Source organism: Bacillus sp. UMB0728 (genome assembly GCF_002858875.1).
Classification (GTDB): Bacteria; Bacillota; Bacilli; order Bacillales; family Cytobacillaceae; genus Bacillus_AB; species Bacillus_AB infantis.
Genome location: NZ_PKLA01000002.1, coordinates 175,620 through 198,150 on the forward strand (window position 1 = coordinate 175,620; position 22,531 = coordinate 198,150).

A 22,531-nucleotide genomic window follows, 5' to 3' on the forward strand; every position below is an offset into this window, starting at 1 on the left:
GGAAAATCCTTCTTTTAGTGGATCTGGGCCAAGGGACCTGTCCCCTTGGCTCGATAAATGCAGGGAGTGAACATATGCAATACAAAATAATTGCCTTCTGGCAGGATCGGTTATTGCTCGAAACCTTTAAACATGGGCTCGCCTTGCCCTGCTTCAGTCCTAACCGGACACATCTGGCAGAGACGGGGGAGATTGCTGCTTTTTTACAGGAGAAGTTTGGGGTTAAGGCCAATGTCCTGCAGTGTGTCCATGATGAAGGGGGTATGAGGGTCTACTCAGTGTCCATCCTTGAATCAGGCTTGGAAAATGATATTTACTGGGCTTCTTATCACGAAGCAGCCAGTCTGCTTTCTGCAAAGGACGCTCATTTTTTAAACGAATGGAAGAGCCTCCAGGCAGACCGCTCTGTACCATGGTTTTCTCCGGACTGGCGGGAGGGAATGGAGCGGTGGGTCAGAAACAAGCTGCGGACTGAGAGAATAGACTTCCAGCAGATCAGAAGCTGGGAACGTTCAGTTCTTTTTAAAATAATCACCGGTGAGGAAAATTATTATTTTAAAGCGGTGCCAAAGATCTTCAGGCATGAAGTGAACGTCAGCACATTTCTTTGGGAAGCCGGCATAAAATATATTCCGGCCGTAATTGCTGCAGATGACAGCGAAGGCTGGCTGCTTATAAAGGAGATACAGGGAGAGCTTCTAGGCAGAGCTGGAAAAGAGCAGGATTGGAGGGAGGCGCTCCTTGCCCTGGCCGGGGTTCAAAAGCTGTCTGTCAAAGAGGCAGGGCGGCTTAGGGAAGCAGGTATCCCTGTTCGTCCGCTTGCCTCTGTTGTGATTAGCGGGCTAAGGACGGCTGTTGAATCACTTTTAAAAGACGGCACCATTTCAGATGGCCAATTTTCAAGGCTGGCGGAAAGTACCTCTGAAGCAAACTTGATTTGCAGCATGCTACAAACTCCGCTGGTGCCATTGTCGCTGGAGCACGGAGACTTTTTTGGAGGAAACGTCATACTGGAGGAAGGGCTGCCCATTATCTATGACTGGTCAGACAGCTCTTTGTCACATCCTTTCTTAAGCGTCACTGTGTTTTTAAATGAGGCAGCCGAACTTTTTTCTGAAGAGTTCGCGGATGAATTGCTGGAAGCGTACTTAAGCTGCTGGGCAGAGTGGGGTTTAGAGGAAGACCTGCGCAAAGAGTACCTGAACGTTCAAAGAATTGCGCCATTATTTGGCTTGGCTGTCTATCAAAATGAAATCTTTCCTTTTTTCCAAAAGAATTGGGATAAGAATCGGATCATCCAGGAATATATTCAGTTATGGCTTGATGCGTAAGATACACCTCCGCTATAGTTCTGGTGAAAATGTATTCTGATTTTTACCTAAAGTAAATAAAGATAGGAAGTTGGGTTGGATCCTAATAAAAAGAAAACAGAAGTTATGTGGGCAGGGATCGGTTTAGCATTGGGTGCAGGTGTTGGGGTGATACTTGGAATCGTGGCATACAATCAGCAATGGCTGGGCTGACAATAAATAAGTAGAAAGTATATTTTTCCCATTTAAACAATCATTATGCAGAAGGAGGTACGGCCCTGCTTATGAACTTAGATAACTTTCAGATTCTTGATGTGTCAAAGGACCACATTGGAAGATACCTTAAATTGAAGGTAGAGCTTCCTGATGGTGACAGTGTAATCCGATGGGGATTGGATGAGTTTACATACAGGCAAATAAAAGAGGTTGTATCTAAGAAGTATTTTGATTCACTTGCTATCGACTATCAATATGAAATGGTAACCTGTGTCGGGACATACAAGGAAAGTCTGAAGGAGCCGCCCGGTTACAGAGGGACAATCAGATGTATCCAGGGAAATCGTGCAGCAAGAATTGAATTTTCTTGTTCGTCGAAGTTTGCTGGAAATATGGAATGGTTCAGGAAAGAAGTGAGCGGAGTGGAAGATATAGAGCATTTGCTTTGGGAGAAATACCTTTCTTAAAATGAACAATTTTTAGGAAGGTATTTTCAACAGTCTATTGAAATATAAGAATGGTGATTCTGCCAATTAAATTTAGGTGAAGAGGTGTGAGGATGATTAAGTCGATGTATCCGTACTTAGTAATGAACGGGAATGGTCAAGAGGCAGTGAGTTTTTACAAAGATGCTTTAAATGCAGAAGTGGTTTCCGTCCAGACGTTTGGCGATATGCCTGACAACCCGGAATTCCCTTCCCCGCCTGAAGTAAAGGACCGAGTACTGAACGCTCACCTGAAGGTAGGGAATATGGATTTAATGCTTTCTGACACATTTCCTGGCCAGCCTTACCAAATTGGTTCCCAGGTGACGATTGCTCTTATCGCAGATGAATTAGAGCAGACGAAGGGGATATTCGCTAAGCTTCAGGATGGAGGGAAAGTGGACATGCCGCTCCAGGAGACTTTTTGGAGCCCGTTATATGGGCAGGTTAGTGATAAATTTGGTGTGATGTGGCAGATTTCTGCTGCGGCTAAGGACAACTAATGGTGGGGGGGTTCCTGAAATTAAACCGCAAGGAGCGATGTTATGAAGTTTTTGCTTACTTCTGGCGGCGTTAATAATAAGAGCATAAACGATGCACTTGTCGATATGCTGGGCAAACCGGTCGCTGACTCAACGGCCTTATGCATCCCAACCGCCATGTATGGGCACCCCTGGGTCGGCCCCGGTGTCAAAGCCTGGGAGTTCATCAGCGGAAGTCCCGGTAATTCCATGGTCGATCTGGGCTGGAAGTCGATCGGTGTGCTGGAGCTCACAGCTCTCCCAAGCATCGATGAAGACCGCTGGGTGCCGCTTGTCAGGGAGACGGACGTCCTGCTGGTGTCAGGAGGGGACGCCCTCTACCTTAGCCACTGGATGCAGCAGTCAGGACTGGCAGACCTTTTGCCGTCCCTGCAGTCAGTCTATGTTGGGATGAGTGCCGGAAGCATGGTGATGGCACCTAACATCGGGGAATACTTTGCAGGCTGGACTCCGCCCGACGGTGGTGATGCCGCGCTTGGACTGGTCGAATTTGCAATGTTTCCGCATCTGGACCACGAGATGCTTCCGGGAAACACCATGGCTGCCGCAGAGAAATGGGCCGCCGGGATGAAGGGGTTAGCTTATGCAATGGATGATCAAACGGCCATCAAAGTGGTTGACGGAGCAGTAGAAGTTGTTTCCGAAGGGCAGTGGATGCTGTTTTCTAATTGATGTCGATATCACAAACAAAGATTTGCATCCTTAAATGAATAAAGTATTCTCGATCAGCTGCCAGCAAGGCGGCTTTTTTCTTTTTTGCAAAAATGGGCAGCAAACAGCTTTAACGTACTTGACAGACAACGCTACTCGGTATTACTATATAGTTAGTAATAAGTAATACTGAATACCGGTTATACAGAGTACTAAATATACAAGTGAGATATAGACGGGGGTAAAAGAATTGGAAAATATCACGGAAATGCTGAAAGGAGTGCTTGAGGGCTGTGTGCTTGAGATCATCAGCCGCGGCGAAACATATGGTTATGAAATCACGCAGCAGCTCCGGCAGCTCGGCTTCACTGATGTGGTTGAAGGGACTGTGTACACCATTACCATGCGGCTGGAGAAAAACAATCTGGTGGATATCGAGAAAAAGCCCTCCACTGTGGGACCGCCGAGAAAGTTCTACACCCTAAACGCAGCTGGCCAGGAAAAACTCAAAGCCTTTTGGGAAAAATGGGCCTTTGTTTCGGGCAAAATTGACGAACTGAAAACTAAACAAATCAAAAAGGAGAATGCGAAATGAGTATTTTTGAAAAAATCATCGGCAGCCTGGATGACAAGCGGGAATGGAAAGCGATGGAGGCGCGTGCGAAGGCACTTCCAAGCGAGTACTCTGCCGCGTATAAAGCGATCCAGAAATATATGTGGACGGCTGGAGGCGGTCCGACTGATTGGAAAGGCACGAATCGCATCTTCACCGGCATCCTGGACCTTTTTGAGGAAGGGGCAGCGGAAGGCAAGAAAGTCACTGATCTGACGGGCGAGGATGTTGCTGCTTTCTGTGATGAGCTGGTGAAGGATGAGAAAACCTGGAATGACAAATATCGTAAGAAGCTGAATGATACCATCGGCCGCGGATAGGCAATAATCTAACAATTGAATTAGAAACCTGCTGAATAGCCAGGTCTGATTGACTGCTGCTATTCAGTATTTTTTTAAGCGGGTAGTAAGTAATACTGATAATCGGTAAAACAGAGTAGCGAATAAGATTATGTGATCAAAGCCCTGTGTCTTTTTGTCCGAAGGCAGAAAACAGATTGTTTCTCGGACATCGGTTTTTGCTGCAAATAAAAAGGAGGAATCTATATGAACCATAAAGCGATTTCTGTAAAAGGGTTAACAAAATCCTTCAAAGACAAGGAAGTTTTAAAGGGGGTGGATTTTGAGGTGAGGCGCGGCGAGATCTTTGCATTGTTGGGTTCCAATGGGGCGGGCAAAACAACGACTGTAAATATTCTCTCGACGTTATTGAAGGCAGATGATGGTAAAGCAGTTATTGGTGGTTTTGATGTTCAGCGCCAGCCGGAGCACGTCCGCCAGAGTATCAGTCTGACCGGGCAGTTCGCCGCAATAGACGGCATGCTGACCGGGCGGGAAAATTTAATGATGATTGCCAAGCTCCGGGGAGTATCCAATCCAGCTGAAGTCTCCGACAATCTGCTTTCCCGATTCAGTCTGACAGAAGCGGCCAGCCGCCGGGCAGAAAAGTATTCAGGCGGGATGAAGCGCCGGCTCGATCTCGCCATGAGCCTGATTGGGAAGCCAGAAGTCATTTTTCTCGACGAACCTACCACAGGGCTTGATCCTGAAGCCCGGATTGAAGTCTGGAATATTGTCAAAGAGCTAGCCGGCAATGGTACGACTATATTACTGACGACCCAGTACCTGGAGGAAGCCGAACAGCTGGCCGACCGCATTGCCATCCTGCATGACGGGAAGATCATCACCACGGGCACCCTTGTTGAACTCAAGGAGATGTTTCCGCAGGCAAAAGTAGAATACATTGAGAAGCAGCCGACATTAGAGGAGATATTCCTTGCAATTATCGGCAAAAAAGGAGGAGATGGAAATGAAAAATAAAACTGGGGTACTGCTGGGACGATTAATGCGCAATATCTTGCGCAGCCCGGACACAATCGTCACGGTAGCCATTACGCCGATTACGATGATGCTGCTGTTTGTTTACGTATTTGGCGGTGCTATTGAAACGGGCACGGAGAACTACGTGAATTATTTACTGCCTGGAATCTTGCTGATCACGATCGCGTCCGGCGTCGCTTACACATCCTTGAGGCTCTTTAATGATGTAAAGAGCGGGCTGATGGCCCGTTTCGTTACCATGCCCATTAAGCGCTCATCTATATTGTGGGCTCATGTGCTGACCTCGCTTGTGTCCAATGCACTTGCTATTATGGTGGTAATCCTCGTCGCATTCATAATGGGCTTTCGTCCGGATGCTAATATCTTCGATTGGCTCGCGGCGGGTGGGATTCTCCTGCTGTTTACGCTGGCGCTGACATGGCTGGCGGTAATTCCAGGGTTGACTGCCGATTCAATGGAAGGGGCTACAGCATATTCCTACCCGTTGATATTTCTCCCATTTATCAGTTCGGCTTTTGTTCCCACTGAAACCATGCCTAAAGTTGTTCGGGTATTTGCTGAGAACCAGCCAGTGACTTCCATCGTCAATTCAGTTCGTGCCCTCTTGTATAATGGGGCTGTCGGCAGCGGGATCTGGACTGCACTTGCCTGGTGCCTTGGCGTTATGATCATTGCTTATTTGATTGCCGGTAAAGCCTTTAGACGGCAATTGGGGTAAGAAAAGGAGGAGACTCTTTCGTGGTGTCTGAGCGGAATTTGATTATTTGGCCCAATGATCTGCCAACTCTGCCAATTGTCCTCAAGGTTGACTGGAGCTCATCTGCAAACTATTTACACAGCGGCTTCTTGGCTTCCAGCCAGTCTGACACTATATTCAGCTGCCGATCCGGCGGCTTTTTCTTTATAACCGCCCAACAAAGTAAAAATAGATGGTACCATGAAACAATAGTGTTCTATTGTTCCGTATAAGGGAAAAGAAAAGGAGGGGGACCGGTGAAGAATACAGCCAGGCTATCTATATTGATGGCAATCATGACCATTTTATTATACGGATGCTCTCAAAAGGAAATACAATATTATTCAAATCCAGATGTTGCTGTGCTTCAAGATAATAATCGTGTTCAAAGAGGTGACTATCAGCTGTCTGTAGCGGATGATCAATTAATTATAGACAGCAAAAAGAAAAAGTTCGAGGTTTCTTTACCTGAACATCACAGCAGTATTCAAAGTTTTCATTTTCATTTTTCATATGATAATCGGTATTTAGCTTATGATGCTGTCGAGGGTAACGCTGTTAAAATTTTTGTCGTTGACTTAGAAACGGGTGAAAAGGTCAATTTGTCCGAAACGATCGGTTATAAGTATGACTACAAAGGCTACCATTCATCCTGTGGAATTGCCTGGGCGCCTGACCAGAATATAATTGCCTTTATCGGTGGATATAATGATTCAGCCCGAATAAATATTTATCACTTTGATATGGACGAGGAACTTCAGGCTCCTGCAGGTTCACCCATTTTTAATGATATATACGGTGTCAAATGGGATGTTGCAGGGAAATCCATCTATTATACTGCTGATTCACTTGAGAATAAAAATATGTATGGACTTTATCAGACTGAAATCGAATCAAAGGGCAAGTTAATTGGCGGAAAGGTGGAGAAGGTTTCTGAAATAGACAAGGATGAATATAAGGAATGGGTGAATAATTCGTAAAATAAGAAGGAAGAAGCTTTTAAATAAGACATAGTAACGAGCATAAACTGCTCCACCAATTTTTCGTGATACTGGTCAATGGACAATCAGCCGTCTGCCTTCGCGGCCGGCAAGTCGAGCTGTGCGAGGATCTTATGTTTATTTATATTAATTTCCTGAATGAAAAGAATTAAGACAGAATTGTATATCCGTTAACTGATGCGATGCCTCATCAATGAGGGTCGCTTTTTTTGTGTAAGTTCCTTGGTTATCATTAATAAAATTAATTTTTATAAAGTTAAAATTGAATTATTTAATAAAATATACATTTTTCATAAAAATTATAAATTAACTATTTAAAAAATGAAAATCCTGTTGTATGATTTGATTAACTAAAAGAAAGGAGCATGGTATGGCGTATCCTTTACTCACTAATTGTCCTGTTTGCACAAATGCGCTGACGATCACCAAGCTGCAATGCAGCCATTGCCAAACCACCGTAGAAAATGAATTTGAGGTTTCCAAACTGGCGGCACTTGGGCAGGAGCAGCTGCACTTTATTGAGATTTTTCTAAAAAGCCGCGGGAATATCAAAGAGGTCGAGAAGGAACTTGGCATCTCCTATCCGACTGTCAGAGGCAAATTGGATGAAATCATCACTGCTCTTGGGTACTCCACTCAAAAGAAACCTGAAGTGGATAAGAAAAAGATTGTATCAATGCTCGAAAAAGGCGAGATTTCAGCAGAGAAAGCCATTCAGTTATTAAAGGAGGGAGAATAGACCATGAAAGATGAAATTTCAAGGGTCTTAACGCTGGTGGAGGAAGGAAAGCTTGATAAGGAAAAAGCAGGTGAGCTGATTAATGTCTTGCAAGGCAAAGATCAGCCAGAGCTGGTGGCGGTGAAAAAAGAAGTGTCTTATGGTAATAAAATGCTGAAGATTCGTGTGAACTCCAGTGAAGGCGATAATGTAAATGTGAATTTGCCGATCAACCTGGTCAAGGCTGTCCTGAGAGTAGGGACCAATATTGCTGAAAGGATTCCTGAGGCAGCCAAATATGTGAAAGATATAGATGTCGACCTGCTTATTGCAGCGATTGAAAATGAATTGGACGGACAAATCGTTGACATCATCTCGGCCAATTGCGACAAAGTGCTAGTGGTGATCGAATAATTATGTTAAAGGTCAAGGTGAAAGCAAAGGATAAAAGGTTTTCCATACCCGTGCCCTATGCTATTTTGAACGCAGCCGGTCTGGTTATCACATCCAGAAGGATTAACCGCTTAATCAATAAAGCCATCGAGAAAGACGGAAGTAAGTTTGTTTTTCCTGAAATTGACAGAAAGGATTTGAAGCTGCTGCTGGAGGCCATTTCTGATTACAGAGGGGTTACCCTTGTGGACACGAAATTGAAGGATGGTACTGAGGTAGTGGTGAAGCTTTAAGAGATATCTATCATGTTGTTTTTGCGGCTGCCGGCGAGGCGGCTTTTTTCATTTCTCGAAAATTTTTCCTGCCAGTCCCGCCTGTTTTTCTAGTATTCCTATGTTTTAACCCCCAAATAAAGGGAAAAACCAACTAAGCTAGTTAGTTAGATAGTATTTAGGAGGGGGAAATGTGAAGAAACAGCGAGAGACACTAGAGGCAAAAGATATTACTGTTGTGGACAGTTCGATGGCGAAGAAGTCCATGATGGGGACATCCATCGGGAATGCGATGGAGTGGTTTGATTTTGGTATCTATTCATTTTTGGCAGTTACGATGGGCAGGGTGTTTTTTCCGGAGATTGACCCATCTTTTCAATTAATATACGCGTTTGCCACGTTTGCGGTGGCATTTATTGCTCGTCCGCTCGGCGGTATGTTCTTCGGGATGCTTGGTGACCGGGTAGGCAGGAAGAATGTGCTGGCCATTACGATGATCCTGATGGCGGCTTCCACGCTCAGCATCGGCTTGATCCCGGGCTTTGCAGCGATTGGGATCACAGCTCAAATTTTACTATTATCAGCAAGGCTTGTGCAAGGTTTTTCAACCGGCGGAGAATATGCCGGGGCTATGACCTACATAACAGAAACAACTCCTGATAAAAAACGCAGCTTCATGGCCAGCGGCCTTGAGGTTGGAACACTGGTCGGCTTTATTGCCGGCGCCGGCCTTGTTACGCTGCTGACCTTTATGCTTGACAGCGAGGCGATGACGGCATGGGGCTGGAGAATTCCGTTCTTCATTGCCGCTCCGCTTGGAATCATCGGCTTCTATTTCCGTAATCATTTAGGTGAAACGCCGGCTTTTGAGGCGATGAATGAATCGATTGAAGAGAAAAAGAATGAAAGTGTTACGCTAAAAGAGATTTTTGCCGGACATTGGAGAGCATTATTGACTTGTACGGCGATTGTTATTTTTTACAATGTTATGAGTTATACCGTTCTGACTTATATGCCGTCTTATATGTCAGAAGAGCTCGGGTACAGTGAAGGGAAAGGGCTCCTGATGCTTGTTCTTGTGATGATCGTCATGATCCCGATGGTATTGGCAATGGGGCATTTGAGCGACAAATTCGGACGGAACCGCATCCTGAAAGCCGGCCTGATTGGCGCGGTTGTCCTGAGCATCCCTGCTTTCATGCTCGTCCGATCGGGCAGCACCATGGGCGCTTTCCTTGGATTGCTGATCCTCGGCCTGCTGCTGACGACTATGCAGGGCTCACTGCCGGCAACACTCCCGTCGTTATTTTATACGAAAGTGCGCTACGGGGCACTGGCAATCACGTATAATACAGCAACGTCGCTGTTCGGAGGCACAACACCGCTGCTGGTCGCATGGCTGGTGAGCGTAACCGGCAATAATATGGTGCCAGCTTATTACCTGATGGGCATGTGCCTGTTCGGCATTATTGTTGTCACCCTGTTTGTCAGGGAGACGGCAGGAAGATCGCTTCGCGGTTCTGCACCGGTTGTTGAGCATCAGAGCGAAGTGAAGGAAGTCCTTAAGAATCCGGAGAGAGCCTACTGGTGGAAGAATGAAGGAAGAGCCAGGAAAGGCGCTTTGGGTAAAGGGTTATTGGCTGGATTGTTGAATAAGCATTAAAAAAAAGGTGCCTGACTCCAAACGCATACAAGCTGTGCTTATGGAGTCAGGCATTTTTTTAATAAGGAGGGTGCAAGGGTGAAAACCATGTCTTTGCGATTGATATTTATCATAGTGGGGGCTTTAGTTGGAGGACTCATTGTATATCTTATAAACGGGGGATTTCCACTGGGTGTCCTGGCAGGCTTTGCGGCCGGCGCGGTGATTATTCTTGTTTTAGCTGTGTATAGAAGAAAAGAGTGAGGCGACCTGTCCCGCTGTCCCAAGATACTTAAGAAAGTGGGGGAATGCACCTCATTTATTCCAATAAGCCTTCGCTTCTTTCTCCAGCACCTTTAGCCGTTTGTAGTAATCAGGAAACTCGTTAAGGTGTGCGAGGGCAATTTTTCCTGTGATGAGAGGGTCATCACCTGTTACATTCGTTTGGCTGGAGATCTTACCGTGCTCAAGCTCTGTATTTACACCAAGCCAAAATTCATTTAAATCAAACCTGCTTTTAGTAAAATCGATTCCCAGCAGCAAAGCGATGGCAGCTGCTTCTTCTTTGGAAAAAGATTTTTGCCTGGCAGCATGATGGGGATATGGATATCTTACACTATGCCTATGGCCAACGATGAAACGGTGAGAATAAGGATCATGAAAGTACATGTACATCACTCCTAGAGGGCAGATTACGTTAGTAGGCTATGAATTTCAAAGTGAGATGGTGTCTGGCTCCAAGTCTTTTATACTTGGGAGGAGCTTGCTTTTAAAAGGAAGGACAAGGGAACTGTTCCCCCTAGCCCTTAGGTATGTGTTCAAACATATTTCTCCTTATTCAGGAGATAATAACCCTTATGGACTTAAATAGGAGGAAAAGACATGGAGACTCATCATAATCATATGAAGCTAACCGCCGCAGAATTGAGTTATTTATGGGCTTCTTTCATGGCAGACAGTATGGCGGTTTGTGTATTAAAGTATTTTCTTCGTCATATTGAAGATGAAGATATCCAAAAGCTTGGTTCCCATGCTTTGGATTTGTCACAGCAGCATGTGGAGATCATAAGAGGGATCTTTACAGAAGAAGGCATCCGGATTCCGCAGGGATTTACGGAGGAAGATGTGAATTTAGAGGCGAAGCGATTGTTTTCCGACGTTTTTTATTTGCGCTACATACACAATATGGCAAAGGGGGGTCTTGCCACTTATGGCCGGGTGCTGCAGAATACATGGCGGTCTGATATTCATTCATTCTATTCCAAGTGCTTAACCTCAACAATCGAATTAAAGACCGAGGCCAATGAGCTGTTATTGGAAAAGGGACTGAGTGTGCGCCCGCCAAGCATTCCATATCCGGAAAAAACGGAGTTTGTTCATAAGCAGTCCTTTATTCTGGAAGGGCTGGGGAGGAGGGAATCCCTCACCGGGTCAGAGGTGACGAATCTTCATGCAAATATCCAGACGAATCATTTAGGAACCTGTATGGCTTCAGCCTTCAGCCAGGTGGCCAAATCAGATAAGGTCCGGAAATATATATTAAGAGGAAAAGAAGTTTCCCGGAAACATATAAAGGTTCTGAGCCGCTACTTGGAGATGTGTTCATTGCCTGTCCCCATGGGCTTTGACCAGGAAGTAACCGAATCAACCGAGTCGCCATTTTCAAATAAATTAATGATGTTCCACTTTGGCCTGATGATTTATGCCGGAATCGGCAACTATGGAATAGCCATTTCAGAGAGCAATAGAAGCGATCTGGTTATTGATTATGAGCGGTTTACTGGAGAGGTCCTCAAGCTATCTGAGGATGGAGTAAATCTGATGATTGAAAACGAATGGATGGAGCAGCCGCCATTGGCAGCAAATCGCAGGGACTTGGCGAAGGATTGATAAAAAAGAGGTGCCATTGCCCGGAACAGGGGGGGCAGGCACCTTTTTTGAGCTGCAGGATCATCCCCTCATAAACCCGCCTTCCGAATGGATAATCTGGCCGGTGATCCATTCAGCATCTTCGCTTGCCAGGAAGGCAGCAAGACGTGCAGTATCATCCGGTGTGCCAATCCGGCCCATTGGAAATTTAGGCAGGAGGTGATTTCTGATACCGTCTGTCATCCACGTCGAATCGGTTGGACCTGGATTGATAGCATTAACGGTAATCCGAAGCGGTGCAAGCTCCTGTGCTAATGATCTCGTAAAAGCAGAAATGGCGCCTTTGGTCGCTGCATAGGCCAGTTCCCCTGGCATTGGGGCTATATCCTGACCGGATGTCATGTTGATGATGCGGCCAGACGGTGAACCTGAGTCTTTAAACCGGCGGGCAAACTCAGCACACAGAAGAAAGGTGGACCTCATATTGACCGAGTAATGAAGGTCAAGTGTGCTTGCATCTAACGATTTATAATCATTATTAACAGAATGAGCGGCATTGTTAACCAAGATGGACGGAGAGCCCAGTCGGCCTGCAGCTTCTTCATAGATGGCCAATGCCGCATTTGCATCTGTCAGATCCACCTTTAGTGCCTCGCAGCGTACACCAATATCAGCAATATCCTGCTGAAATTGTTCAATCCACTCAGCATCAGAATGCCAGTGTGTAAAAAATATATCTATATCCTGTGAAGCCAGCTTGCGGCAAATTGCTGTACCAATTTCATTTTCACTGCTCGCACCTGTTATCAGTGCGGCCTTTCTTCGAGAATGACTCATTGTTTTTACCTCCCAGTATAGAGAACGATTTGATGCTGGCAAAAGAGATGCAGAGTCACCGAAAATAGCACACCCCTTTTACAATTTCTGCCTGGCCGATGGCATGATATGGTTCCATACCAGATCAGTAAAATGTTATGAATATTCAGTTGATTAATTGTATCATAAGGTGAATGGGATGAGAAATCTATACATTAAAGAAGCAAAAAGCCGATAAACTAAGCAAAAAACCCGGTTCCAGTAGGGTTGGAACCGGGTTAAATATGATTAAGAAAGGTACATGACTTCCTCATCATTTATAACTATATTATGGCAATTGTGCAAAGCCTTCCTGAATGAACCAGGGGTCTTTCCTGCAGGATAAACACATACAGACAGGATACCTTTTTCGTTGACACTCTTATCGACTATCTGTTCATACTCTGCTAATTTTTCGTAAATCTCCTTGTCTTCTCTCCATTCTACGAGTCCCCAAGTACTAATAGAAGTCTTTTTCTCTAAATGCGGTTCAAGTGTTTTTAAAAATTCACTGACCACAATATGAGGATGGAAATTACCTTGGGCATAATAGAAATCGTAATTATTCATGACTAGCAAGTTGGATAATTGATCTGTGCTAAATTCTTTATGGAGCCTTTCCTGAATCAGGCGAAGATTTCGATCATTTTCAAGAAGAAAGATGAAATCGCCATTCCTGATGCCCGCCGAGATAAAAGAAACGGCATTATTGATATAATTTTCTTCCTGGTTATAAAGATAGCAGATATGTCCGCCATTATTCTTCTTATACTCGTGATACAAATCCACAATTAAACTGTCCATGCAAATCTCCTCATCTATAGATGTTTATAACATTGGTAAAAATGAGCAACCCCATACACAGCTAAACAATATCACAGATTATATAATATCTTTTTCACTAAATCCAATTATACAAAACGATTCCTACCTGACAGCATTCCAAACACCATCACTATAGCTGAAATGCCGATCAGTGTAATCAGCGGCATTGTCCATGAATGTGTCAGGTCAAATAAGTAGCCGATGAAAAGTGGTCCGATGGAGGCAAGGATATAGCCGGTAGATTGGGCCATGCCTGATAACTCAGCAGCCTGCCTGCCATTCCGGGCCCGGAGTCCTATGTAGCTGAGGGCGAGCGGAAAGCTGCCGCCAAGTGCGACTCCGATCAGGATGATGCTGATGATTAGGAGAGGGTAGGTGGAACCAATCAGCAGCCCGCAGTAGCCGGCTACTGCACAAAGGCTGAGTGCGAAGGCAATCCAGACCTGTGATTGATATCTGCCTGCAAGGACAGGGATGAAAAAGCTTGCCGGCAGTCCTACCAGCTGGGTAAAAGACAGCAGCCACCCTGCCGTTGTGATGCTGATCCCGTGGCTTTGCAGAATTTCCGGCAGCCAGGAGATCGTAATATAAAACAAGGATGACTGAAAACCCATGAAAAGCGCAAGCTGCCAGGCTAGAGGCGTTTTCCACATTTGCCCGGAAGCTGTCCCGGGATTTGGCATGACGGTGCCAGGATTGCTTTGGTGAGATCTGAAAACGAAAAGCCATACAGTGAATGCAGCAATCACCGGAATGGCCCATACCGCCTGGGCGCCCTGCCAGCCAAGATTCGCATCGACTGCCAGGGGGACGCTTACTCCGGATGCAAGCGAAGCAATTAAACCCATAGAAGTGGAATACACACTTGTCATCAATCCGAACTTATTCGGAAATTTATCCTTCACTACTGCCGGCAGAAGGACATTGCCGATAGCGATGCCTAATCCGGCCAGAAAGGTCCCGGCAAAAAGAAAAAAGGCCATTGGAATCGAGCGGATAGCAATGCCGGTGAAAAGGGAAAGCAGGCCGATCAGCAGTGTCCGCTCATTAGTCAGGCGCAAAGCGATTTTTGGCACCAGGGGAGACATGAACGCAAATACCAGGAGCGGCAGGCTCATCAGAAGACCTGCACTCCAGTGCGCCAGGCCGACATCATCCTGGATGATTCCTACCAGAGGCCCTAATGATGTGATGGCTGGCCGAAGGTTAAAAGCAACCAGGATGATACCCGCAATAAATAAATACTGCTTGGCTGGATCCATTTTGGCTCTAGGATTCAGCTTATCCATAAAACATTCCTTCTCTCATACCCATTTTTTCTCAAGTATAGCATAGCAGGAAGGGGATTAACCGGGTGAGAAGGAGGATTGTTCCAAATTTCTGACAATGTTTCACGTGGAACAAATTTTTTTCGGATTTTCAAAATGCAGGGGAAGCGGGGAAAGTAAGGTTTGTTATATTAATTGGAATTTAAGATTTAAACGCTGGTATTGTGAAGACCTTATAAGGGGAATGGGTGCAATTGCTTGTAATAATAATGCTTGCTCCAGCCCGCGGTAGCAATCCGCTATTTTTTCTGCCCCGCACCAGCCGACTAAGCCATCCATCATAGTATGTGCCATTCTCCCCGCCATTACCCCTCCGCACTGGAAGGAAATAACCTGCTGAACACCGTCAAAAAAGGCCATCCTAAAACAGATATTAAAGATGAATATTGGACCGAAGTCATTTACAATAGAGTGGGATTAGCAATAAGATATAACATCAAAAACAAATAGCGAAAAGAAGAGGAATGAGGCAACGATGTCAGTCAAGACAAACGGTTTTCGAATAGAGAAGGACTTTCTGGGGTCAAAAGAGGTCCCTGCACATGCGTACTACGGGATTCAAACACTGCGTGCGGTAGAAAATTTCCCGATTACCGGCTACCGGATCCATCCTGAGCTGATCAAAGCGATGGCGATGGTAAAGAAGGCAGCTGCAATGGCGAATGTGGAGGTCAAGGCTCTTTACTCAGGCATTGGAGACGCGGTTGTCCAGGCGGCAGATGAAATGCTTGCCGGCAACTGGCATGATCAAGTAATAGTCGATCCGATCCAGGGGGGAGCAGGGACTTCTTTTAATATGAACATGAATGAAGTGCTGGCAAACCGGGCGCTTGAAATCATGGGCAGGGAAAAAGGGGACTATCCATACTGCAGCCCGAACACTCATGTGAATATGTCACAGTCTACGAATGATTCCTTTCCTACAGCGATGCACATATCCATTCTCAAGGTGCTCGAGCAGCTGATTGCTTCTATGGAGCACATGCATAAGGCATTTATGGATAAAGCTGATCAGTTTAACCATGTCATCAAGATGGGCCGGACACATCTGCAGGATGCTGTGCCAATCAGGCTTGGGCAGGAGTTTGAAGCCTACAGCCGCGTGATTGAACGCGATATTAAGCGCATCAAGCAATCAAGGCAGCATCTGTATGAATTGAATATGGGAGCAACGGCTGTCGGCACAGGCTTGAACGCACAGCCCCGTTACATTGAATTAGTGGTTGAGTATCTGGCAGATATCAGCGGCCTTCCGTTTAAAGGGGCGGAGCATCTGGTTGATGCTACTCAGAATACAGATTCATATACAGAGGTCTCCAGCGCGCTGAAAATCTGTATGATCAATATGTCTAAAATTGCAAACGACCTGCGTCTGATGGCTTCAGGTCCCAGGGCAGGACTCGGGGAAATCTCCCTGCCGGCGAGGCAGCCGGGATCTTCCATCATGCCAGGCAAGGTTAACCCGGTTATGCCGGAGCTGATCAACCAGACTGCCTTCCAGGTAATCGGCAACGACCAAACCATTTCACTGGCCTCTGAAGCCGGGCAGCTGGAGCTGAATGTCATGGAGCCAGTGCTGATCTTCAACCTGCTGCAGTCGATCACCATTATGACGAATGCTTTCAAGTCGTTTACCGACCACTGTGTCAAAGGGATTGAAGCAAATGAGGACCGGATGAAGCAATATGTAGAAAAAAGCGTTGGCATTATCACAGCCGTCAATCCTCATATTGGCTATGAAGTGGCGGCCCGGATTGCCAGGGAAGCCATCCTGAACGGCGCCCCTGTCAGGGAACTCTGCCTGCAGTATGATGTCCTGACAGAAGAAGAACTGGACCTGATTCTGGATCCGTACGAAATGACACATCCAGGCATCGCCGGTGCTGCACTATTAGATAGAGACTAAACGATCAGGGAGAGATGAAAATGGAAATCGGAATCAGCACATTTGTGGAAACGACCCCTGACGTTAAAACAGGAGAAACTGCAAGCCATTCACAGCGGCTGCGCGAGGTTGTTGAAGAAATTATCCTGGCTGATGAAGTTGGGCTGGACGTTTTCGGTGTCGGCGAGCACCACAGGAAGGACTATGCTGCTTCTTCACCTGCAGTCGTCCTGGCTGCTGCCGCGCCGCAGACCAAAAAAATCCGCCTGACAAGTGCGGTCACCGTCCTGTCATCGGCTGATCCAGTCCGGGTCTTCCAGGACTTTGCCACACTCGACGGCATCTCGAACGGCCGGGCTGAGATCATGGCGGGTCGAGGGTCGTTCATTGAATCGTTCCCGCTCTTCGGTTATGATCTCCAGGACTATAATGAGCTTTTCGATGAGAAGCTGGGCCTGCTCCTGGCACTGCAGAAATCTGAAAAAGTGACTTGGGCTGGAAATCACCGTCCGGCAATTGAAAATCTCGGTGTGTATCCGCGCCCGGTCCAGGATCCATTGCCAATCTGGATCGGGAGCGGAGGGAGCAGTGATTCTGTCATCCGCGCCGGACTTCTGGGACTGCCGCTTGTCCTCGCAATCATCGGCGGCCGTCCGGTGCAGTTTGCCCCGCTCGTACAGCTGTACTACAGGGCTGCAGCACAAGCCGGCCATGACATTTCCAAGCTCCAGGTAGCTTCACACTCACATGGGTTCGTGGCGGAAAGCAATGAAGAGGCAGCGGACAAATTCTTCCCGCCGACCCAGCAGGCCATGAACGTCCTTGGCAGAGAACGGGGCTGGGGCCATTATGACCGCGGAGCCTTTGATGCGGCACGCAGCTTTGAAGGCGCCCTGTATGTAGGAGATCCGGAAACTGTTGCTAAAAAAATCATCGACCTTCGAAAGAACGTCGGCGTTACCCGCTTCATGCACCATGTGCCAGTCGGAAGCATGCCGCATGAAGATGTCATGAAAAGCATCGAATTGCTCGGCAGGGAAGTTGCGCCGATTGTGCGTGAGGAAATTGCCAAGTGGGAAGCAGAACAGAAATAAAAGGACAGAGGGGCATTTTTTGTCCCTCTGTTTCATTCTATAAGCCGTTTTAAGTCAAATAGAATTCATAAGCCAATTTATAATTCCGGTTAAAATAGTTCCAATCAAAATACAAACTCCAATAAATCCATATCCCATACCGCTCCAGCCGCCGATAAACAGACTGATAATGATAATGGCTATGCTGATTATTATTAAAGCTGAAAAGCCTGCTTTAAGGTACTTGTCTTTCTGTACAGAACCTTTTAAAATTTTGGATGCAGCTGCAAATAAAATGCTGATTCCTAATAATATAAAGATAAAAACTCTGAAGCCTGCGATACCTTCCCCTCCAGAACTAACATATTTTACATTCGGTTGTACTATTATAGTAATTTTCATCAAAAAAGCCACAAAGTTCACAAAACAGCCTTATAAGGAAGGAAAGCCTATTTAGTATGAAGGAAATGATCATTGATTTATTTGAGTCATATACGTATATAGCCTTGATGCTAAGCCTTATAATAAACATTTTCATCAGCCTGCTTGGGGTTGTACCCAGTGTTTTTCTGACTGCCGCGAATCTGGCGGTATTTGGTTTATGGGGAGGAATCGCTGTATCTTTTGCAGGTGAGGCCGCTGGGGCAGCCGTTGCCTTCATCCTCTACAGAAAAGGATTTCGAAGGTTAAAGGACATGCGCGGCCTGTCCCATCCCAAAGTACAGAAACTGTTGGAAGCCGACGGCAAGGAAGCATTCTCACTGATTCTTGCTCTTAGAATTCTTCCTTTTGTCCCTTCAGGCCTTGTCACTTTCATTGCTTCAATTGGAAAAACCGCTTTTCTCACGTTCTTCCTTGCCAGCACCCTTGGAAAAATACCGGCCATCCTGATTGAAGGTTTTTCGGTATACCAGATTATCAATATGGAATGGGAGTGGAGAATAGCCGCAATCGTGATTGCCGCCATTCTGCTCATTTATGTTTCAAGGAAGTTTCGTACCCGGTAAAAACAAGACAAGCGCCATCTGAGCGCTTGTCTTGTTTTTTTGTCCGGAGAATAGAAAAAGGAAATAGGCCTGCTGCATTGAATATGAATATATAAAAGCACAGATTAGGAGTGATCACATTGGCCATTAACAGCCTAAAAATATACCCGGATTGCCCTATTGTAAAAAGAACAATAGAAGCGGGCGGCATGACGAAACAACAGCTTCTCCAGAGATTGCAGCAAGCCTCTATCCTGATGAACGAAATATGGAGAAAGATTGTTTTCTGATGATCTGTTCACGGCTTCTGCTGAAACATACATGATTGAAACCGTTGAACTGACAGTGGCTGGGCTTGGTTTTCAGCAGGGAGCTCCTCTGGACCGGATTTTTCAAAGAGCGGGTGAACTGGGGCTGGGTTTGTGTCCGCTGGAGCTGGGTCCTTACATGAGGCTGCAGTATCAGGATCAGCCTGAAGGGTTATCCGCAGAATTATCACAGCGTCATCAGGCACCTACCGGCTCCATCACCATTGCTTCAGCCGTACTGACAGATGACCATGATTTCCCGAAGGGCTTTTATCTAAGAAGCATGGACGGCGCCATATGGCTGCGCGGTTATATTGCGGATTACCTGCATATTTGGGATCCCAATGATCATTTTATTTTTGCAGCATCATTTTCAGGAGAAAAGAAATGAAAATGATCCCGTATCACCCGCGCTATGCCTCAGAGACCGTGAAAATGTGGAGGGACAGCAAGGAGAAGGCGATTGGGCAGAAAGAAATCCACAGCTTTGAGGAACATATATATTTTTTAAATAACATTCTAGCACGCCAGTGTGAGATCGATCTGGCATTGTCGGGTGAAAAAGTAGTCGGCATCGTCGCCTATAATAAAACCGAAATCAGCCAGCTTTATATCCATACTGACTATCAGGGTATAGGGATAGGAACAGAACTGCTCAGCAGGGCAAAAGAACAATCAGATGGCCGGCTTACCCTATACACCTTTGAGGTAAATGAGAATGCTCAGCGCTTCTATCATAAGCATGGATTCAACATTATCGGCCGTGGCTTCGAGAACGAAGAAAATTTGCCGGATATTCTTTATGAATGGGAAAAGGAATCAGGCAGGTGAGATGGATGAAAAACAGGCATTGCCGCTGGCGGTGCTTATTTTTTATTTATATCGGCGTAGTTTTTGTTGTAAATGCAACATAAATAAGTTAGATTTAATTCATGTCAGTACATTAAATATGGCTTAAGGAGCAACTAATGACGGAAATTCTTCGAGAAATAGGCATGATTGCAAGAGCCCTGGATTCAATCAGCAATATTGAATTCAAAGAGCATGACCTTACCAAAGGGCAGTATTTGTATGTAGTGCGGATCTGTGAGAATCCCGGGATTATCCAGGAAAAGCTGGCCGAGATGATTAAAGTCGACCGGACTACAGCCGCCCGTGCCATTAAAAAACTTGAAATGAATGGCTTTATTGAAAAAAGGGACGATCCTGAAAATAAGAAAATTAAGAGGCTTAATCCAACTGAGAAGGGCAGCAGTGTGTACCCTTTCATCAAGAGTGAAAATGATTATTCCAACAAGGTTGCATTAGAAGGATTCACTGAAGGAGAAGCAGAAGCCATGTTCCATTTTCTCCAGAGAGTCAGAAAGAATGTTGAAAAAGACTGGGAATCTGTGAAAAAAGGAAACAAGAGAATCTATTGACCAATGAAGGAGCGGTTAAAAAATGTCGATGTATTTGAAAAGATGTACCCTGGAAGATTTACACCAGCTGCAGCAGATCAGCATTGAAACTTTCAATGATACCTTTAAAGACCAGAATTCACCAGAAAATATGAATGCTTATCTGGAGAAGGCATATAACTTAGAGCAGCTGATAAAAGAGTTATCCCATAAGTCTTCACAGTTCTTTTTTGTTTTTTTCAATGAAGAGATCGCAGGATACTTGAAGGTCAATGTGAAGGATGCCCAGTCGGAGGAAATGGGCGAGGAAGCGCTTGAAATAGAGCGGATTTATATCAAGAAGTCATTCCAGAAGCATGGGCTTGGCAAATATCTGCTGAACAAAGCGATCGGAATGGCAGAGGAGCAGGGAAAGAAGAAAGTCTGGCTGGGTGTGTGGGAACAGAATGAAAATGCGATTGCTTTTTATCAAAAGATGGGATTTGTCCAAACAGGAGCCCATTCATTCTATATGGGCGATGAAGAACAAACAGATCTGATCATGGTTAAGGTGCTTCTATAACAATTGGGGTGATATTAGTATGTATGTTCCAAAGCATTTCAGGGTTAATGATGAAAATGAGATTTGTCGTTTTATCGAGAATTACAGCTTTGCGACGCTCATTTCCCAGCACAACGGGGAACCATATGCGACTCACCTTCCCCTGACATTGAAGAAGTCCGAGCATGCTTTATATGGACATTTTGCCCGTCCGAACAATCAGTGGAGTACCGCCGGGGGCCAGCAGGTCCTTGCCATTTTTCAAGGCCCTCACAGTTATATTTCACCCTCCTGGTATGAAACGAAAATGGCTGTCCCGACCTGGAACTATGTCTCTGTACATGTATACGGAAAACTGGAGATAATTGAAGATGAATCAGAGATATTCAATACCCTGAATGACTTGACCGTCAAATATGAAAGTCCGGAAAGCCCATATCAATTGGAGCACATAGATCAAGATTTCATAAAGGGGATGAGCAGAGGGATTGTTGCTCTTAAAATAAAGATCGCCAGAATTGAAGCAAAGGCTAAATTGAGCCAAAATCATCCCGTGGAGCGGCAGGGATTAATCATTAAACATTTGGAGCAAACCGGTCAGCATGACGGTCTGCAAATTGCATCTCTTATGAAGAAGAATCTGCAAAAATAGCTTTCTCAAATCATGCTGGTTGAAGAGCTGCCTGTTAGTTGTTAAATGATTCTTGGTAATCATTCAGAAACACGAGGGGAATGGGTTTTATGAAAGAAATAATGGCAGAGATAAAGGGCTGCAAACTATATGCCAAATTGATGGGCGGAAACTGCGGGAATCCAACAATCATTATGGACGCAGGCTATGGCGACTATTCAAAGGCCTGGGATCCGGTACTTGAAGAACTCTCAATGCTATCGAGAGTTTTCACCTATGACCGGGCAGGGCTCGGAAAAAGCGAAAGAAGTAACAGCCCGAGAACTAGCCGCGAGATGGTAAAAGAATTAAAACAGCTGCTCACTGTAGCCGCGATTGCCCCGCCCTACCTATTAGTGGGCCACTCATTTGGCGGCGGGAACATGCGGATGTATGCTACGGAATTTCCTGATGAGGTGTGCGGGCTGGTCCTGGTTGACTCAACTCCTGAAGAGTACAGGGAAAGATTCCTACCGTCAATGCCGGAGGATTTTCAGGAAGCCTACAATAAGCAATTCGTCAGGGAAGGCAATTATGATGAGTTTATGGAGAGCCTCCAGCAGCTGAAAGATACGAGGCGCCGGTTAAACGTGCCGCTAATTGTCCTATCAGCCGGGAAGAAGGCTCACTATTCTGCTGAATCACAGGCATTGTGGAACGATATGCAGCGGGAACTGCTGGAGATCTCCTCACAGGGTGAGATGGTGATCGCTGAAAACAGTGCTCATTATATACAGCGGGATGAACCTGAAGTGATTGTGAATGCAGTAAGGAAGCTCATTGATCTGCAATGCTGCGGATAAATACCTTTTGGATGGACATTTATTCTATATGGATGAATGTCCTTTTTATTTTGCGGGCAGAAATATCTG

28 protein-coding genes and 1 pseudogene are annotated in these 22,531 nt (G+C 45.7%); 24 read left to right on the plus strand and 5 right to left on the minus strand.

Annotated features, from left to right (window positions below; translation table 11 throughout):
* The first annotated feature begins 74 nt into the window (after positions 1 to 74).
* The 14 genes from CYJ37_RS06580 to CYJ37_RS27080 all read left to right on the plus strand — a co-directional run bounded on the left by CYJ37_RS06580 (position 75) and on the right by CYJ37_RS27080 (position 10,183).
* Positions 75 to 1,331 (plus strand): aminoglycoside phosphotransferase family protein, encoded by a 1,257-nt coding sequence (locus CYJ37_RS06580; RefSeq protein ID WP_157638554.1) that lies wholly within the window; start codon positions 75 to 77, stop codon positions 1,329 to 1,331.
* Between the two features lie 263 nt (positions 1,332 to 1,594).
* Positions 1,595 to 1,993, plus strand: a complete 399-nt coding sequence (locus CYJ37_RS06585; protein ID WP_009794565.1) for a hypothetical protein — start codon at positions 1,595 to 1,597, stop codon at positions 1,991 to 1,993.
* A 92-nt stretch (positions 1,994 to 2,085) separates the two neighbouring features.
* A complete protein-coding gene (locus tag CYJ37_RS06590; protein ID WP_101548653.1) occupies positions 2,086 to 2,514 on the plus strand; it encodes a VOC family protein in 429 nt (142 codons plus the stop codon).
* 42 nt (positions 2,515 to 2,556) lie between these two features.
* The gene (locus CYJ37_RS06595; protein WP_101548655.1) at positions 2,557 to 3,225 is read left to right on the plus strand and encodes a Type 1 glutamine amidotransferase-like domain-containing protein; all 669 of its coding nucleotides are present in this window, start codon (positions 2,557 to 2,559) and stop codon (positions 3,223 to 3,225) included.
* Between the two features lie 229 nt (positions 3,226 to 3,454).
* Positions 3,455 to 3,799 carry a PadR family transcriptional regulator gene (locus tag CYJ37_RS06600; protein ID WP_101548657.1) on the plus strand — a complete coding sequence of 115 codons (345 nt, stop codon included), beginning with the start codon at positions 3,455 to 3,457 and terminating at the stop codon, positions 3,797 to 3,799.
* Positions 3,796 to 4,137, plus strand: coding sequence for a DUF1048 domain-containing protein (locus CYJ37_RS06605; RefSeq protein ID WP_009794560.1), 342 nt, complete (start codon positions 3,796 to 3,798; stop codon positions 4,135 to 4,137). Before CYJ37_RS06600 ends, CYJ37_RS06605 begins: the two co-directional genes overlap by 4 nt.
* Before the next feature lie 225 nt (positions 4,138 to 4,362).
* Positions 4,363 to 5,136 carry an ABC transporter ATP-binding protein gene (locus CYJ37_RS06610; RefSeq protein WP_094767874.1) on the plus strand — a complete coding sequence of 258 codons (774 nt, stop codon included), beginning with the start codon at positions 4,363 to 4,365 and terminating at the stop codon, positions 5,134 to 5,136.
* On the plus strand, positions 5,126 to 5,875 hold the full coding sequence (locus tag CYJ37_RS06615) for an ABC transporter permease (protein ID WP_101548659.1): 750 nt from the start codon (positions 5,126 to 5,128) through the stop codon (positions 5,873 to 5,875). The genes CYJ37_RS06610 and CYJ37_RS06615 overlap by 11 nt, the downstream gene beginning before the upstream one ends.
* A 275-nt stretch (positions 5,876 to 6,150) precedes the next feature.
* Positions 6,151 to 6,873, plus strand: a complete 723-nt coding sequence (locus CYJ37_RS06620) for a TolB family protein (protein WP_101548661.1) — start codon at positions 6,151 to 6,153, stop codon at positions 6,871 to 6,873.
* Positions 6,874 to 7,264: 391 nt separating this feature from the next.
* Entirely contained in the window at positions 7,265 to 7,633 is a 369-nt protein-coding gene (locus tag CYJ37_RS06625) for a DUF2089 domain-containing protein (protein ID WP_094767877.1), read from the plus strand.
* A gap of 3 nt (positions 7,634 to 7,636) precedes the next feature.
* Entirely contained in the window at positions 7,637 to 8,026 is a 390-nt protein-coding gene (locus tag CYJ37_RS06630; protein ID WP_101548663.1) for an SHOCT-like domain-containing protein, read from the plus strand.
* 2 nt (positions 8,027 to 8,028) lie between these two features.
* Positions 8,029 to 8,298: a hypothetical protein gene (locus tag CYJ37_RS06635; protein WP_094767879.1), complete on the plus strand. Its 270-nt coding sequence runs from the start codon at positions 8,029 to 8,031 to the stop codon at positions 8,296 to 8,298.
* Positions 8,299 to 8,527: 229 nt separating this feature from the next.
* Complete coding sequence (locus tag CYJ37_RS06640; protein WP_180827306.1) at positions 8,528 to 9,940, plus strand: MFS transporter; 1,413 nt, start codon at positions 8,528 to 8,530, stop codon at positions 9,938 to 9,940.
* Positions 9,941 to 10,018: 78 nt separating this feature from the next.
* The gene (locus CYJ37_RS27080; protein WP_180827315.1) at positions 10,019 to 10,183 is read left to right on the plus strand and encodes a hypothetical protein; all 165 of its coding nucleotides are present in this window, start codon (positions 10,019 to 10,021) and stop codon (positions 10,181 to 10,183) included.
* A gap of 51 nt (positions 10,184 to 10,234) precedes the next feature.
* On the opposite strand, the gene CYJ37_RS06645 is transcribed toward CYJ37_RS27080, so the two are convergent.
* Positions 10,235 to 10,588, minus strand: a complete 354-nt coding sequence (locus CYJ37_RS06645) for a DUF5661 family protein (protein WP_101548667.1) — start codon at positions 10,586 to 10,588, stop codon at positions 10,235 to 10,237.
* A 213-nt stretch (positions 10,589 to 10,801) separates the two neighbouring features.
* On the opposite strand from CYJ37_RS06645, the gene CYJ37_RS06650 reads away from it, so the two are divergent.
* Positions 10,802 to 11,809, plus strand: coding sequence for a DUF3231 family protein (locus tag CYJ37_RS06650; RefSeq protein ID WP_253618885.1), 1,008 nt, complete (start codon positions 10,802 to 10,804; stop codon positions 11,807 to 11,809).
* Positions 11,810 to 11,869: 60 nt separating this feature from the next.
* Here the strand turns inward: CYJ37_RS06650 and CYJ37_RS06655 are convergent, their stop codons facing one another.
* The 3 genes from CYJ37_RS06655 to CYJ37_RS06665 all read right to left on the minus strand — a co-directional run bounded on the left by CYJ37_RS06655 (position 11,870) and on the right by CYJ37_RS06665 (position 14,757).
* Positions 11,870 to 12,625, minus strand: a complete 756-nt coding sequence (locus CYJ37_RS06655) for an SDR family oxidoreductase (RefSeq protein WP_094767881.1) — start codon at positions 12,623 to 12,625, stop codon at positions 11,870 to 11,872.
* A 267-nt stretch (positions 12,626 to 12,892) separates the two neighbouring features.
* On the minus strand, positions 12,893 to 13,447 hold the full coding sequence (locus tag CYJ37_RS06660) for an MEDS domain-containing protein (protein WP_094767882.1): 555 nt from the start codon (positions 13,445 to 13,447) through the stop codon (positions 12,893 to 12,895).
* Between the two features lie 107 nt (positions 13,448 to 13,554).
* Positions 13,555 to 14,757: a CynX/NimT family MFS transporter gene (locus CYJ37_RS06665; protein ID WP_101548669.1), complete on the minus strand. Its 1,203-nt coding sequence runs from the start codon at positions 14,755 to 14,757 to the stop codon at positions 13,555 to 13,557.
* 514 nt (positions 14,758 to 15,271) lie between these two features.
* Between CYJ37_RS06665 and aspA the strand changes: the two genes are divergently transcribed.
* Together aspA and CYJ37_RS06680 are read left to right on the plus strand one after the other, a co-directional pair.
* A complete protein-coding gene (gene aspA / locus CYJ37_RS06675; protein WP_009794546.1) occupies positions 15,272 to 16,702 on the plus strand; it encodes an aspartate ammonia-lyase in 1,431 nt (476 codons plus the stop codon).
* Positions 16,703 to 16,722: 20 nt separating this feature from the next.
* Positions 16,723 to 17,775 (plus strand): LLM class flavin-dependent oxidoreductase, encoded by a 1,053-nt coding sequence (locus CYJ37_RS06680; protein ID WP_101548673.1) that lies wholly within the window; start codon positions 16,723 to 16,725, stop codon positions 17,773 to 17,775.
* Positions 17,776 to 17,829: 54 nt separating this feature from the next.
* On the opposite strand, the gene CYJ37_RS06685 is transcribed toward CYJ37_RS06680, so the two are convergent.
* Complete coding sequence (locus CYJ37_RS06685) at positions 17,830 to 18,156, minus strand: YesK-like family protein (protein WP_180827274.1); 327 nt, start codon at positions 18,154 to 18,156, stop codon at positions 17,830 to 17,832.
* A 56-nt stretch (positions 18,157 to 18,212) separates the two neighbouring features.
* Here CYJ37_RS06685 and CYJ37_RS06690 point away from each other — a divergent pair, with 56 nt between their 5' ends.
* From CYJ37_RS06690 to CYJ37_RS06720, 7 genes and pseudogenes are all read left to right on the plus strand, one after another.
* Positions 18,213 to 18,761 (plus strand): TVP38/TMEM64 family protein, encoded by a 549-nt coding sequence (locus tag CYJ37_RS06690; protein ID WP_101548677.1) that lies wholly within the window; start codon positions 18,213 to 18,215, stop codon positions 18,759 to 18,761.
* 188 nt (positions 18,762 to 18,949) lie between these two features.
* A pseudogene (locus tag CYJ37_RS06695) lies at positions 18,950 to 19,439 on the plus strand (helicase).
* Positions 19,436 to 19,879 (plus strand): GNAT family N-acetyltransferase, encoded by a 444-nt coding sequence (locus CYJ37_RS06700; RefSeq protein WP_101548679.1) that lies wholly within the window; start codon positions 19,436 to 19,438, stop codon positions 19,877 to 19,879. Before CYJ37_RS06695 ends, CYJ37_RS06700 begins: the two are co-directional and overlap by 4 nt.
* Before the next feature lie 137 nt (positions 19,880 to 20,016).
* Positions 20,017 to 20,469 (plus strand): MarR family winged helix-turn-helix transcriptional regulator, encoded by a 453-nt coding sequence (locus CYJ37_RS06705; protein WP_094767890.1) that lies wholly within the window; start codon positions 20,017 to 20,019, stop codon positions 20,467 to 20,469.
* 22 nt (positions 20,470 to 20,491) lie between these two features.
* Complete coding sequence (locus CYJ37_RS06710; protein ID WP_022544576.1) at positions 20,492 to 21,010, plus strand: GNAT family N-acetyltransferase; 519 nt, start codon at positions 20,492 to 20,494, stop codon at positions 21,008 to 21,010.
* A 19-nt stretch (positions 21,011 to 21,029) separates the two neighbouring features.
* Positions 21,030 to 21,641, plus strand: coding sequence for an FMN-binding negative transcriptional regulator (locus CYJ37_RS06715; RefSeq protein ID WP_009794538.1), 612 nt, complete (start codon positions 21,030 to 21,032; stop codon positions 21,639 to 21,641).
* Between the two features lie 80 nt (positions 21,642 to 21,721).
* Positions 21,722 to 22,462, plus strand: a complete 741-nt coding sequence (locus CYJ37_RS06720; protein WP_101548681.1) for an alpha/beta fold hydrolase — start codon at positions 21,722 to 21,724, stop codon at positions 22,460 to 22,462.
* Positions 22,463 to 22,531 lie beyond the last annotated feature (69 nt).